The sequence below is a fragment of the Bacillus sp. FSL H8-0492 genome, from assembly GCF_038006145.1.
In the GTDB taxonomy this organism is placed as follows: Bacteria; Bacillota; Bacilli; order Bacillales; family Bacillaceae_G; genus Bacillus_A; species Bacillus_A mycoides.
In genome coordinates this window covers 4,982,752-4,996,855 of record NZ_JBBOUP010000001.1, presented here as the reverse complement: position 1 = coordinate 4,996,855, position 14,104 = coordinate 4,982,752, and the positions used below count along the sequence as shown (strand labels likewise).

The window sequence follows — 14,104 nt, the reverse complement described above, 5'->3', positions numbered from 1 at the left end:
GCATGACTGGAATTAAAATTGCTACAATCGGCGGTGGCTCTAGTTATACACCAGAGTTAATTGAAGGATTTATTAAACGTTATGATGAGCTTCCTGTTCGTGAAATTTGGTTAGTAGATATTGAGGCAGGAAAAGAGAAGTTAGAAATCGTTGGTGACTTAGCGAAACGTATGGTGAAAAAATCAGGTTTACCAATTGATATTCATTTAACACTTGATCGCCGTGAGGCATTAAAAGGTGCTGACTTCGTAACAACGCAGCTTCGCGTTGGTTTGTTAGAAGCACGTGCAAAAGATGAAGCAATTCCATTAAAATATGATGTAATTGGTCAGGAAACGAATGGTCCTGGTGGTTTGTTCAAAGCGCTGAGAACGATTCCTGTTATTTTAGATATTTGTAAGGACATGGAGGAACTTTGTCCGAATGCATGGTTAATTAACTTTGCGAATCCGGCTGGTATGGTAACAGAAGCTGTCCTTCGCTACACGAACATTCAACGAGTAGTTGGTCTATGTAACGTTCCAATCGGAATTCGTATGGGTCTTGCAAGATTACTTGAAGTAGATGCAAGCCGGGTACACGTTGATTTCGCTGGTTTAAATCATATGGTATACGGATTAGATGTATACTTGGATGGCGTAAGCGTAATGGATCGTGTATTAGAGCTTGTAACAGATCCAGAAAAGCAAATTACGATGGAAAATATCGCTGCGCTTAACTGGGAGCCAGACTTTATTCGCGGTCTTCGTGCAATTCCGTGTCCATATCATCGTTACTACTATAAAACACGTGAAATGTTGGAAGAAGAGAAAGCAGCTTCGATTGAAAAAGGTACACGTGCAGAAGTAGTAAAACAATTAGAAGATGATTTATTCGAGCTGTATAAAGACCCGAATTTAGATATTAAGCCACCACAATTAGAAAAGCGCGGCGGAGCTTATTATAGTGACGCAGCATGTAGCTTAATTACGTCTATTTACAATAATAAAGGTGATATCCAGCCTGTTAATACACGAAACAACGGAACAATTGCAAGCTTGCCACATGATTCGGCTGTTGAAGTGAACTGTATTATTACGAAAGAAGGTCCAAAACCAATTGCGGTCGGAGATCTTCCAGTACCAGTTCGTGGTTTAGTACAGCAAATTAAATCATTTGAGCGCACAACAATTGAAGCTGCTGTTACAGGGGATTATCATAAAGCGCTGCTTGCTATGACAATTAACCCACTTGTACCATCAGATAAAGTTGCAAAACAAATTTTAGATGAAATGTTGGAAGCACATAAAGAACATCTTCCACAATTCTTTAAGAAGATAGAGAAATAAGAAGCGGCGCTGTTTAGCCCGCTTTTTTTAATTCTAGTAGGAGGTATTGCGATGATTAAACTAATTGTAAATGCAGATGATTTCGGTCTTACGGAAGGTACAAATTACGGAATTATTGATGGACATAAAAACGGGATTGTAAATTCAACGACGATGATGATGAATATGCCAGGGACAGAGCATGCCGTACGCTTAGCGAAAGAGTATAAAACGTTAGGGATAGGAGTTCATCTCGTATTAACGGCAGGAGAACCGCTTCTTAAAGATGTTTCATCACTTGTAAGTAGCGATGGATTGTTTCATAAACAAAGTGTTGTATGGGAAGGAAATATAAATTCAGAAGAGGTAGAAAAAGAATGGACTGCTCAAATTGAGAAGTTTTTATCTTACGGATTAACACCAACTCATTTAGATAGTCATCATCACGTGCATGGATTACCGCTTTTACACGACGTTCTTGAGAGATTAGCAAGTAAATATAATGTTCCAATTCGTCGTTGTGAAGAAGAGCGAGCGGTGCGCCCATTTTCAGATGTGTTTTACAGTGACTTTTACGCTGACGGTGTGACGGAAGATTACTTTGTGAAGTTAAAGGAAAGAGTGCAGGACGAGCAAACGGTAGAAATTATGGTGCATCCAGCTTATATTGACCCAGAGCTTGTGAAACGTTCTTCTTACGTAATGGATCGCGTGAAAGAGTTGCGTATTTTAACGGAGAGTGAGCTGCCTGAGGGAATGGAGCTTGTGAAGTTTTAATAGGAAAACGACGGCTAAATGGGGCCGTCGTTTTTTGTGCTTACAAAATGGATAGAACATATCCACCGAAGGCCCCGATTATAACGATAATCCAAGGTGGTGTTTTCCAAAAGGCGAGTAAGCAAAATAGAAGAGAAGCAAAAACGAAATCTACAGAATTCATAATTGTACTCGTCCAAATTGGATCATAAAAAGCTGCAAGTAAAATGCCGACAACGGCTGCGTTTACTCCAAGTAGTGCACCTTGTATGTAAGATACTCTCCTTACACTGTCCCAAAATGGTAAAACGCCAACAACGAGCAGGAAGGCAGGAAGAAAGATAGCGATCGTTGCAACAACTGCTCCGGCGGTTCCATTTAGTGCTGCTCCTATATAAGAAGCGAATGTAAATAGTGGCCCTGGCACTGCTTGTGTTAATCCGTATCCAGCAAGAAATTGTTCTTTTGTCATCATCCCGTTTTGTACAAACTCACTTTCAAGAAGAGGAAGTACGACATGCCCTCCGCCAAATACAAGTGCACCAGAGCGATAGAAGCTGTCAAATAAAGAGATGAAATAAGAGTATGGTCGTAACATCGGTAACAGTATTAATAGTCCGAAGAATAAGACGAGACAAGATATGGCTACCATTTTTGAAATAGGTACATTTATTTTATGAGCTTGGCTAACTGGCTGGCCACGATATAAAAACCAACCGATGAAACCAGATACTATAATGAGAATTACTTGTGTCCAGCTACTTGGCCATAATAGGGCGATTGCGGCAGTTGCAATAGCGATTGTTGCACGGTTTCGGTCTGGTGTTAACTTTTGAGCCATTCCCCATATTGCATGAGCGACAATTGCGACCGCTACAAGTTTCAGTCCGTGAATCCAGCCAGTACTTCCAAGCTCGAATTGGTTAAGAAATGAAGCGAAGAAAACTAAAACGAGCACAGATGGGAGAGTGAATCCGATCCATGAAATAATGGCTCCTAATAATCCGCCGCGTAATAAGCCAACTCCCATACCGACTTGGCTGCTAGCAGGGCCAGGAAGGAATTGACATAGTGCTACTAAGTCCCCGTAACTTCGTTCATCCATCCATTTTCTTTTTTGCACGTATTCATGGTGGAAATAACCAAGATGGGCGACGGGACCACCAAATGAAGTAAGTCCTAATTTAAATGATACGAGAAAAATCTCTATTAATGATTGGAAAGAGTATTTATTATTTTTCAAAATTTCCTCCTAGACTGTTTTTCTAAGTGCATTATACAAGAGGGAGTAAAGCAAAAGAAACGATTTTAATGTAAAGATTGTGTGAATCTTTTCTTCGTAATTAAAATTTGAAAAAGTCATAAATGATTATGTCTAAACCATAAAGTAGTAGAAGTAGTGCTGGGAAATTTATATGAGGAGAATGCCCGTATGACAACACATTTCTTTGCTAGGTTAACAGGGAAGAGGGAAGTACCTCCTGTAAATACAGAAGCTTACGGTGTAACAGAGCTCATTTTTAGTGAAGATTTAAAGAAGTTGCAATATCGGGTCATATTAAAAAATATAAAAAAAATCACGTCATGCCAAATTCATTTAGGAAAAGCGAATCAAATTGGTCCAGTTATTTTAAGTTTGTTTGGTCCGTTAGAGCAAGGGATTAGTGTGAATGAAGGAGTCGTTACTGGTGTAGCTAGAGTAGAGGATTTTGAAGGGCCTTTACAGGGGAGAGCATTTGACAGCTTGTTTCAAGAGATAATGCAAGCAAATGTATATGTAAATGTTAATACGAAAGCTAATAAAAAGGGAGAAATAAGGGGGAGAATAAGGGAAGTAAAGAAGTAAGCGAAAAGGCTGTCCAAAAAACATTTTGGAACAGCCTTTTCTAATTATATAGAGTGCTACAATATCCCCTAGTTTAATTTTTTACAGGCTGATTTTTAATGAAGAAGTCCATTATATAAAATACTTCGTCATCTGGGATTTGTATTTCAAATGTATTTTCAATAGGTTGCAATGCTTTTTTCACTTTCATATACATCCAGTACTCATCTTGTCTTCGTTTTTCTTTATCAGGATGAGGGAGGAGACTTTCGCCTTTTTGAAGACGGTCAACCATGCAGCTCATATGCAAAATCACACCCATTAAACTGTCGGGAGTTAGCTGTAAAGAAATCAATTCTTGAATTGTATTTAATGCATAACGAATTGTTTTAATAAGTAATGCTCCATCGTTACGCTGCATTTGTTGTTCAAGAATATCAGCCATTTTTGCATATGTTTCTTCATACGTAATCAATTCTTGAATTGGTTGAATAGCTGTGTAGTTCACAATGTCTTGGAAATGATATGTTAAGCAAGGTATTTGCATATCGAAATTCGTGACGATACAAATGATATTACGCTCTTTTTTTATGTTCTCGATCATTTTCGTTAAATCTTTTTCATGAACGATGCTAATCGGAATAATTTCAATTAAGTCTTTATCAAAGCGTAAATAGTTCTCTAACATTTTTTGAATTGCTAAAGCACTTCCTTCGCCGGTTAAACAAGCTGTTAAAATCACGGATTTCATTGGCGATAGTGGCTTTTTCTTTTCTTCCTGTACGTTTAAATAGAACGGCGTTAAGTTCTTCACTGTTTCGTATAGTGCATCTAATGAATAGCCAAGCTGAGCTTTTCGAGCTGCTTCTAGTGCGTGTGGTGTACTCGTCATGGAAAGAACACGTACAGGGATTTTGAATTCAGTTTCTAATATATCACCAATATAAGCGAGAGATCCCATATCAACAAGTAAAAGAAGCCCGTTTATATTTTGAAGTGTTTTCATATACACTTTAACACGCTCTAAGAAGTCTTTTGGTGATTCATGCAAGGGCATATCGATACCAGTTACTTCATCAATACCGAGAAGTTCGTTTGCAACGTTTGCCATTTCTGTTGCGATGCCATTACCGTGTGCTAATATTAATACTTTTACTTCTGTTTGTGAGGCAGGAATTGGATCAACAACGAAGAACATTGTTAAAAAGCCAGCTTCATCAATAGGTATGGTTATTTGTAATTCTTCTTCTAATAGCTGAATACATTGCATAGCTACGGAAAAAGCTTCTTTATATTTCGTACGAATTTGATTTAATTGTGGGTGGTGAATTTGTTTCCCGCCCTGTAAACGTTGTAGAGTTGTCTGTACATGTAAACTTAAAGCGAGAAATACTTTTTCATCGAAAGTTTTAGATAAATATTTTTCAGCTAGTTCCGCAATTTTTTCACATACGGAAACGATATTACGATCCACAATTTTAAAAACATTTTCATGACTTGTTTTTTTAGATATTTGGTTAAAGTATTGGACGAAAAAGCTTTGAATATCATTTTCTATTAGTAATTCTAATTCTTCCTCTTCAATGCCGCGTGCTTGAAGTTCTTCATATTTATAATCAATATAATCGTAAATAGAAGAGCGACTTCCTTCCGGTTTTATTGTATGTTTACTCCAACCTTCATCACCTGTAAATACAAATGTTTCATTTGGTATTTGATATAGATGACGGCTCTTTCTTTCAATAAATAATCCTTCTTTCATATACCAAGGTAAATCTGTACTTGAAACACAGACAGAATCACGTTTTTTTGTTACAAAATCAGAATAAGCCTTCGCACAGGCAATTTGTACGTCCGTTTTCAATTGACCGATGTTATTTGGACAATTGTAAAAGACGAAAGCACGCATTGTATTTGGACTAACATGAATCTCTTTCCTTAGACGAATTGCTTCATTTGTGAAAAATAGTTGCAGTAAAGCAAACCGTTCTTTATGTGTTCGCTCACGAAGTGGTGGAAGCGTAACGGTCATCGGAATACGTCTTGTAAATGTTTTTAATAAAAATGAATTTGGTTCTTCGGTTGTTGCAGTAATAATCAACACTCGTGCCTTACGTTCATTTTCCGTTTCTCCAAGGCGGCGGTATACTCCGCGATCAATAAATGTGAAGAGCATCTCTTGTCCTTCTGGAGGAAGGCGATGTACTTCATCTAAGAAGAGGATTCCTTCATGTGCTTTTTCAATTAGCCCTTTTTGATCACTGGCACCTGTGTAAGCTCCTTTTTTTATCCCAAATAACTGTCCAAGTAGTAGTTGTGGATTGTTTGCATAATCAGCACAGTTAAAGACGATAAAAGGTGCATCTTTTGGAAGTTGTTCCACTTCAATTGCGTATTCGTGCATTAAAGAAGCGAACATCGATTTTCCGACACCTGTTTCTCCAAGTAGTAAAGTATGCATACCGTTTGGAGGATAGAGAATAGAAGCTTTTGCTTTTTCAATTGCAATTTTTAGGCTTGTATTTTCAATAGCAAATGTATCTAATGAAGTGCCCTTTGTTGAATGCGTTTCCAATGAAGTGTTCGTTTCTATATAAAAACGGACAGGGCGTGTAATCGTTTTTAATAAACGATTATCTTTCACAAGCTTGTTTAAATCGCTACTAACATTTGCACGGTCTAGCTGTAGAAGTGTAGCGAGTTCTGATGCTGTTATACCTTCTGTATAATTCCCTTTTTGTATTGCGTTAAAAATGAGATCTATTCGTTTCATTTCTATTCACCTCGAAACTTCATCACTATTTAAAATTCTACACAAAAATGAGAAGTGTGGGAAGAGAAAAATAAAGTGAAACTTTAATCAGTGGGGTTTTTGTTCATTCCCACTGATTATTAGCCTTCACCAATCGGGCGTTAACGCGGGGTAAAACAGCTTTAGTACATAGGTACTAAAGCTGTTACAATCTTGTGTCTTTCCAAAAATTCACTTCAAGATGGGAAGATGGATTGTAGGGAAGTAGTTTATATCCTTGTGAGTGTAAATAATCAATTACTTTTGGGAGTATTTGCACTGTGACACTAGAATCATGCATTAAAATAACCTCTACTTGTTCATCGCTTTGATTTCGTACTCTTTCTAGTATTGCGGAAGGATTATCATAGCTTTTCCAGTCATATGTATCAATTGTCCAATCCCACATTTTATACTGGGCAGATACGAGTGCGTCACGGTAATTCTTTTTTAAGTAAGGCATGCTACCGTATGGGACCCGAACGAGATGTGTATTTAAATGTGTAACTTGTTGGACAATGTTTTGGGTTTGCTCCATTTCTGCAATTAAAACAGATGGATCGCCAGTATAAAGACGTTTTACATCATGCGACATACTATGGAGACCGATATAATGTCCATCTTTAATCAATCGCTCCATCGTTTTTTTATAATGTGGCACCTTTCCGCCAATAACGAAGAAAGTTGCTTTTCCGTTCTTCTCTTTTAAAATATTTAAAATTTGTGGTGTGTATTTATTTGGTCCGTCATCAAATGTTAAGTACGCAATTTTTGTTGTAGGAGAGGTAGTTTGAGTACTTTGGTAATCTTTTACTTGAATGTCTGTAGTTGCTTTTGTATTCGATGATGCGTACATAGTAATAGTTAAAAATAAAATTATACATTGAAGTAATCGCTTGATCATAACATTCACCCTCAGTTTGACAATCAAGATGTAAAAATGAAAATTTGATACTTTTTTCGTTATACGTATATCTTTCTCCAATAGAGGCACTCTCAAACAATCTATATTTTGGAAATGGGGAATAAGGATTAAAAAATAAAAAATAGCATCCTCTTATGAAAAGAGGATGCTATTTGAATATTTCATAATAGTAAAGGCTATACTACAATTAGTCTTCGCGTTTTTTCACTTTTTTATAGAAGGAAATAATTGGTTTGTAACGTTCGTGTACAAGACCGATTACTTCAGCAATGATTTCTGTAAAGAAGATCAAAATGAAAAGAAGAATAATGGATAACCATAATGTTGCACTACTGAAAATAATTGCATTTACACTAAAGAAAATACCCAATGCGTAAATAATTAGTACCGTTTTACGATGAGAGAATCCCATTGCAAGCAAACGGTGATGTAAATGCGATTTATCAGGTGCTGAAATAGGCTTTTTATTTACGATACGGCGGATAATTGCAAATGTCGTATCAAATATAGGTACACCTAAAATGATGATTGGAACGATAAAACTGAATAACGTTACGCTTTTGTATAATCCAAGTAACGATATAACAGAAATACAGTATCCTAAAAATAGTGCTCCTGTATCTCCCATGAAAATTTTTGCTGGATGGAAGTTGTAGAATAAAAATCCAATTGTACTTGCTAATGTAATCAGTGCTAGAGGTAATATAATAGCTGCTCCAGTACCCCATGGGCTAGTGAAGGCCATATATGCTAGCGTTGCAAGTACGATAGATGAAATCCCTGCGGATAATCCATCTAATCCATCAATTAAGTTGATGGCATTTGTAATACCCACAATCCAAAATACAGTAATTGGATAAGCAAGCCATCCGAGCTCAGTATCTCCAAGAATTGGAATATATAATACTTGCACTAATAATCCACTTTTTACAATCATGATGGCAACTAATAGTTGTCCACCGAATTTTACCTTCGCAGATAGTTCGTACATATCATCTAAAATCCCGATGATAACAATGATGATAGCACCTAAAGTTATCGATAACATTCTTTGTTCGTACAATCCACCGACAACAAATCCTACGGCTACACCGATGAAAATTGCTAACCCGCCAAGACGAGGCATAATTTTTTGGTGTACTTTACGCGCATTTGGCTTGTCTGTTGCTCCTATTTTGAAAGCTAATTTAATAACTAAAGGAGTAACGACGAGTACAGTGATGAAAGATGCCAAAATGGCATAAATCACTTGTGAGTCCATTAATACCCCACCCTTTATAGTTTAACGTAATTTTTCTAATTGTATTTATCTGAAAATTATGATGTTTATTTACAGGCTCATAACATATGGTATCACAAAAAGATTAGAATTCAATCTTTTTTTCTTTTGGCTGTAAAGGGGAGTGAATAGAATATATGACAATTGGATATGGAATGTTGTGTCCTTTGAGAAGGTTGATCTCATATTGTGGCTTGTAATGTGACATTGTACTTCCCCCTCATATAGCGATGACTTTTGTTTCAGTATTATAAGTGTTGCACGTAAAATTGAGTAAGTTCCGTGTTAAAATGTGGGAATTTACATTTTGTATATATTGCATCATTTAACTTTACAAAATCTTAAAAAAGAATAAAAAAACAATTCATATAATAAAGAAGTGAAAGAGTTTTCTCATTTTTAGTGTGAGAGGGGGAAGCACAGGGGAGTTCTATGTATTCGTATATTTTCTTATATATATTCCTGTGCGAAAGGAAAATGAAAATTACGATAGTAGGTACCGGATATGTTGGATTGATTACAGGAGTAGGATTGGCGAGATTGGGACATTCAGTCACATGTTTCGATATAAATAGTGAAAAAATTGAACGGATTAAACAAGGCGAGTTACCTATTTATGAATGTGGATTAAATGAATTAATAAATGAAGCATACGAGAATAATCATTTAACTTTTACAGCAAGTAAATCAGCGGCATTTAATGATGTAGAGTTTATATTTATTGCAGTTGGAACGCCATCTTTATTAGATGGAACAGCAGATTTAACGTATATTCGTAGCGCTTGTGATGATATTGGAACATATGTGAATAACGATATTATTGTTGTTACGAAAAGTACGGTTCCTGTAGGGACAAATGATGTAATGAGAGAATGGATTGAGGATAAACTACAAGGTAGACATGAATTATATATTGTATCGAATCCAGAGTTTTTAAGAGAAGGTTCTGGTATTTATGATTTTTTTCATGGTGATCGTATCGTAATTGGATCATGTAGTGAAGAAGCGGCAAGGAAAGTAGAGAATTTGTACAGCAAATTAAGCTTACAAACGTATATTACAGATATTCGAAGTGCTGAGATGATTAAATATGCATCTAATGCTTTTTTAGCTACGAAGATTAGTTTTATTAATGAAATTTCTAATATATGTGAGCAAGTGGGTGCAGATATAGTAGATGTAGCTACAGGGATGGGGATGGATAAGAGAATTGGTGCATCTTTTTTAAATGCAGGCATCGGATATGGAGGATCTTGTTTTCCAAAAGATACGAAAGCACTGGTGCAAATTGCAGGGAATGTTTCTCATGATTTTCGCTTGTTGAAAGCAGTCATTGAAGTGAATAATAAACAACAGTTGTTGTTAGTTGAAAAAGCGAAGAAAATTATAGATATGAAGAAGAAGCGAATTGCGGTTCTTGGTGCAGCATTCAAACCGAATACTGACGATATTAGGGAAGCGCCATCTCTTATTATAATAGAGGAATTAATTAATATAGGTGCGGATGTGGTTTTATATGACCCGCAAGCTATTCAAAATGTAAGAAGTTTATTTGGAAATACGATACGATACACTGAGTGTATAGATGAATCGATTAGAGAGGCACATGCAGTTTTTATCGTAACAGAATGGGAATCAATTCGAAATTATCCGCTAGAAAAGTATGCACAGCTTATGAGGGAACCTATTCTATTTGATGGGAGAAATTGTTATACTAATAGGGATGCCGAGGAGCATGGATTAGATTATTACTCAGTTGGGCGAAAAGGCGCCTGTAATAGTAATGTTTCTCAGGTGCGTTAAAAAGTGTATTTTCACATGCATATTTTTATATGCGATAATAGAAGTTTTAACTAGTGAAAGAAAAGAGGCAATGAAATGACTGAACGTTTAAAAGTAATGACAATTTTCGGGACACGACCAGAAGCAATTAAAATGGCACCTCTTGTATTAGAGTTGCAAAAGCACCCAGAAAAGATTGAATCAATTGTGACTGTAACAGCACAACACCGTCAAATGTTAGATCAAGTATTAAATATCTTTGGAATTACGCCAGATTTCGATTTGAATATCATGAAAGATCGTCAAACGTTAATCGATATTACAACACGTGGTTTAGAAGGTTTAGATAAAGTAATGAAAGAAGCGAAGCCTGATATCGTACTTGTGCATGGTGATACAACGACGACATTTATTGCAAGCTTAGCTGCTTTTTATAATCAAATTCCAGTAGGACATGTTGAAGCAGGACTTCGTACATGGGATAAGTATTCTCCATATCCAGAAGAGATGAATCGCCAACTAACAGGTGTAATGGCGGATCTTCATTTCTCACCTACAACAAAATCAGCAACGAACTTACAAAAAGAAAATAAAGATGAGTCACGCATTTTCGTAACAGGAAATACAGCGATCGATGCACTGAAGACAACTGTAAAAGAAACTTATAGCCATTCGGTGTTAGAGAAACTTGGAAATGATCGTCTTGTACTTATGACAGCACACCGTCGTGAAAATTTAGGAGAACCAATGCGCAATATGTTCCGTGCAATTAAGCGTCTTGTTGATAAGCACGAAGATGTACAAGTTGTATACCCTGTTCATATGAATCCTGTTGTTCGCGAAATAGCGAATGATATTTTAGGCGAGCATAGCCGTATTCATTTAATTGAGCCGTTAGATGTAATTGATTTCCATAACGTTGCAGCTCGTTCATACTTAATGTTAACTGATTCTGGTGGTGTACAAGAGGAAGCACCATCACTAGGTGTGCCAGTCCTTGTCCTTCGTGATACGACGGAACGCCCAGAAGGTATCGAAGCAGGTACGCTGAAATTAGCAGGAACAGATGAAGAGACAATCTTTGGTCTTGCTGATGAGTTGTTATCTGATAAAGAAGCTCATGATAAGATGACGAAAGCATCTAACCCTTACGGCGATGGTCGTGCATCAGAGCGTATTGTAGAAGCGATTTTACAACACTTTAAGAAGTAACAACAATTGCGTGAAATAAAAAGAGCCAAATCGTATACGATTTGGCTCTTTTTTTATTCATGATTCCTCATAATCCACTCTGCATGAGCATTTGTAGAAGGGGGAGGAGGCGGTGGTGTTTTGTTCTCACTCGGCTCCTTCTTTGCTTTTGCGCTGGAGTTAGAATTTGAATCGGAATTTGTATTCTCATTTTTCGTAGTCTCTGTTGGAACTTTTGCTTTTTCTCCTATTTCCTTTTCAATTTCGTTACGTACAGTCTCTACACTGATTGGATCTGGAAGGAAGTAATAAATACCGCCAATTTTTCTGTCTTCTCCTTCAAGTTTTAAAGTTTGTATTGTAGAAGGGTCGAATCCAGAGATTTTATTGTAAAGAGCAAGTCCGTCTGAAATAGGAATATCGGTTTTTATATATTTTCCAACTACCTTTGTTAAATCTTTAATTTTAAATACGGTAGAAGCAGAGTTTAGCTTTTGGGCAACAGCAGCCAGTACTTGTCTTTGTCTAGCAGCTCGACCATAATCACCGTTAGGATCTTGCTTTCGCATACGGACGTATGCGAGTGCTTCTTCACCATTTAAGTTCTGTTGACCTTGTTTAAATTGGATTTTTTTATAGTAATCCACGTCAGAGCGTTCCCAGAAATCGAAGGGGACATCAACGGTAATACCGTCAACAGCATCAACGATACCTTTAAATCCTTGGAAATCAATTTTAATATAATGATCAACAGGAACTTTTAAAAACGCTTCGACGGTGTCGATTGCCATTTTTTCTCCACCGTAAGCATGAGCAGCGTTAATTTTGTCTTCTTTATTTTTGCCAACAATCTTAACACGAGAATCGCGTGGGATACTCATAAGTGAAACCTTTTTTGAGTTTGGATTAACTGTCGCGAACATGAGTGAATCTGTTCGACCATTTTGACCATCAGTTGCATAATCCTCAATACCCATAATTAGTATTGTGAAAGGTTTTTTTGTGATTTCCACATCTTCTGCTCGTAATTTAGATTTTTCACGGCTAAATCCACTGTACATCCCCATGAGAGAAGTGTAGGAATTTAACATATAAAGTCCTACGCTACCAAATAAAAATGCGAAAATAAGAAAGAAGAAAAGTTTTCTTCTACGTTTCTTTTTTATTCTGCTATTTTGGAGATGATTATAACGTTCTTCCATATATAATCTCCTTAGTTCATTTGTAGGGAATTAATTCACTACATTAATCTTTAAAGGCGAGACGTTAGCTATTCTTAGACAACGCCTTGTTCTAAGTACAACATATCTCCTTCTTTAATTGTACACTTCCCGTTTGTTAATTCAATCATCCAATCTGTGAATGGTTGTCTTTTGTCCTCTTCTACATACGCATCAAATGTGACATTTTCTAGATAATGTATATCTTTAATAGCATATTCTGAATTGCGTAATTCATTTTCAACTTTGCCAAGTAAAGTGTAATCAATTTCTGTTTGCATAACGCGCATTAGTTTTCGTTCAACAACGCCTACATGGTTAAGACCTTCACTTGTACATTTTCCATATGCGCGAATTAATCCACCAGCACCAAGTTTAATGCCGCCAAAATAGCGCGTAACGACGACGACAGTATCTTTTAGACCTCGTTTTTTTAATACCTCTAACATAGGCACACCAGCTGTGCCGCTCGGTTCACCGTCATCGTTCGCTTTTTGAATTTGATCTTGTTCGCCGATTAAATATGCGGAACAATTATGTGTTGCATTCCAATGCTGTTTTTTTATTTTTTGTATAAATGTTTGAGCTTCCTCTTCCGTTGTGGCGCGATTCACATAGCAAATGAATCTTGATTTTTGAATCACAATTTCGTGCTCTCCATAGCCTTTTATTGTTAAATATTGTAATAACAATGGTATACGCCCCTATCTTTCAAAATAACTAGTACTTTACATTTTAAAAGCGAGCGTTTTTATATTCAAACATTTTTTACAAATATGTTGAAATTTTTGGTGAGTATTTTATCCCGCTATTTGTGGGCAGTAAGACTCCTACCTCAAAATTCAGCTGGTGCAAAGAAGTTAGGATGGGAGTCGGGCTGCCCGTAAAAGCCCGATTGGTGAAGGCTAATAATCAGTGGGGGATGAACAAAACCCCCACTGATTAAAGTTTCACTTTATCTTTTTGTTGTAATTTGTCGAGCGAGTGATTGTAGTTTCTAGCTGGCATTTTTATGTATGGATGCACCT

11 protein-coding genes are annotated in these 14,104 nt (G+C 36.7%); 5 read left to right on the top strand and 6 right to left on the bottom strand.

The window, feature by feature from the left end; all coding sequences use genetic code 11:
- The first annotated feature begins 2 nt into the window (after window positions 1-2).
- Window positions 3-1,328, top strand: coding sequence for a 6-phospho-beta-glucosidase (gene celF, locus MHH66_RS25900; RefSeq protein ID WP_002129947.1), 1,326 nt, complete (start codon window positions 3-5; stop codon window positions 1,326-1,328).
- 51 nt (window positions 1,329-1,379) lie between these two features.
- On the top strand, window positions 1,380-2,084 hold the full coding sequence (gene chbG / locus MHH66_RS25895; protein ID WP_078184836.1) for a chitin disaccharide deacetylase: 705 nt from the start codon (window positions 1,380-1,382) through the stop codon (window positions 2,082-2,084).
- 40 nt (window positions 2,085-2,124) lie between these two features.
- Here the strand turns inward: chbG and MHH66_RS25890 are convergent, their stop codons facing one another.
- Window positions 2,125-3,306, bottom strand: coding sequence for a chromate transporter (locus MHH66_RS25890; RefSeq protein WP_078184835.1), 1,182 nt, complete (start codon window positions 3,304-3,306; stop codon window positions 2,125-2,127).
- A gap of 189 nt (window positions 3,307-3,495) precedes the next feature.
- On the opposite strand from MHH66_RS25890, the gene exsM reads away from it, so the two are divergent.
- Window positions 3,496-3,909 (top strand): exosporium regulatory protein ExsM, encoded by a 414-nt coding sequence (gene exsM / locus MHH66_RS25885; RefSeq protein WP_003192389.1) that lies wholly within the window; start codon window positions 3,496-3,498, stop codon window positions 3,907-3,909.
- Window positions 3,910-3,982: 73 nt separating this feature from the next.
- On the opposite strand, the gene MHH66_RS25880 is transcribed toward exsM, so the two are convergent.
- From MHH66_RS25880 to MHH66_RS25870, 3 genes are all read right to left on the bottom strand, one after another.
- The gene (locus MHH66_RS25880) at window positions 3,983-6,661 is read right to left on the bottom strand and encodes a PRD domain-containing protein (protein ID WP_078184834.1); all 2,679 of its coding nucleotides are present in this window, start codon (window positions 6,659-6,661) and stop codon (window positions 3,983-3,985) included.
- A 184-nt stretch (window positions 6,662-6,845) separates the two neighbouring features.
- Window positions 6,846-7,583 carry a polysaccharide deacetylase family protein gene (locus MHH66_RS25875; protein ID WP_012261992.1) on the bottom strand — a complete coding sequence of 246 codons (738 nt, stop codon included), beginning with the start codon at window positions 7,581-7,583 and terminating at the stop codon, window positions 6,846-6,848.
- Between the two features lie 208 nt (window positions 7,584-7,791).
- Complete coding sequence (locus tag MHH66_RS25870; RefSeq protein WP_000378307.1) at window positions 7,792-8,865, bottom strand: glycosyltransferase family 4 protein; 1,074 nt, start codon at window positions 8,863-8,865, stop codon at window positions 7,792-7,794.
- Between the two features lie 450 nt (window positions 8,866-9,315).
- Between MHH66_RS25870 and MHH66_RS25865 the strand changes: the two genes are divergently transcribed.
- Entirely contained in the window at window positions 9,316-10,686 is a 1,371-nt protein-coding gene (locus MHH66_RS25865; RefSeq protein ID WP_078184833.1) for a UDP-glucose dehydrogenase family protein, read from the top strand.
- A 75-nt stretch (window positions 10,687-10,761) separates the two neighbouring features.
- On the top strand, window positions 10,762-11,877 hold the full coding sequence (gene wecB / locus MHH66_RS25860; protein WP_002034751.1) for a non-hydrolyzing UDP-N-acetylglucosamine 2-epimerase: 1,116 nt from the start codon (window positions 10,762-10,764) through the stop codon (window positions 11,875-11,877).
- 53 nt (window positions 11,878-11,930) lie between these two features.
- On the opposite strand, the gene MHH66_RS25855 is transcribed toward wecB, so the two are convergent.
- Window positions 11,931-13,058, bottom strand: coding sequence for an LCP family protein (locus MHH66_RS25855; protein ID WP_078184832.1), 1,128 nt, complete (start codon window positions 13,056-13,058; stop codon window positions 11,931-11,933).
- A gap of 74 nt (window positions 13,059-13,132) precedes the next feature.
- Complete coding sequence (locus MHH66_RS25850) at window positions 13,133-13,768, bottom strand: YigZ family protein (RefSeq protein ID WP_002143754.1); 636 nt, start codon at window positions 13,766-13,768, stop codon at window positions 13,133-13,135.
- Window positions 13,769-14,104: the final 336 nt, after the last annotated feature.

Bases quoted from the DNA above. Each gene is read 5' to 3' on its own strand.
- wecB (WP_002034751.1), top strand. From the start codon at position 10,762: ATGACTGAACGTTTAAAAGTAATGACAATTTTCGGGACACGACCAGAA.
- MHH66_RS25855 (WP_078184832.1), bottom strand. From the start codon at position 13,058: ATGGAAGAACGTTATAATCATCTCCAAAATAGCAGAATAAAAAAGAAA.
- MHH66_RS25875 (WP_012261992.1), bottom strand. From the start codon at position 7,583: ATGATCAAGCGATTACTTCAATGTATAATTTTATTTTTAACTATTACT.
- MHH66_RS25870 (WP_000378307.1), bottom strand. From the start codon at position 8,865: ATGGACTCACAAGTGATTTATGCCATTTTGGCATCTTTCATCACTGTA.
- chbG (WP_078184836.1), top strand. From the start codon at position 1,380: ATGATTAAACTAATTGTAAATGCAGATGATTTCGGTCTTACGGAAGGT.
- celF (WP_002129947.1), top strand. From the start codon at position 3: ATGACTGGAATTAAAATTGCTACAATCGGCGGTGGCTCTAGTTATACA.
- exsM (WP_003192389.1), top strand. From the start codon at position 3,496: ATGACAACACATTTCTTTGCTAGGTTAACAGGGAAGAGGGAAGTACCT.
- MHH66_RS25880 (WP_078184834.1), bottom strand. From the start codon at position 6,661: ATGAAACGAATAGATCTCATTTTTAACGCAATACAAAAAGGGAATTAT.
- MHH66_RS25865 (WP_078184833.1), top strand. From the start codon at position 9,316: ATGTATTCGTATATTTTCTTATATATATTCCTGTGCGAAAGGAAAATG.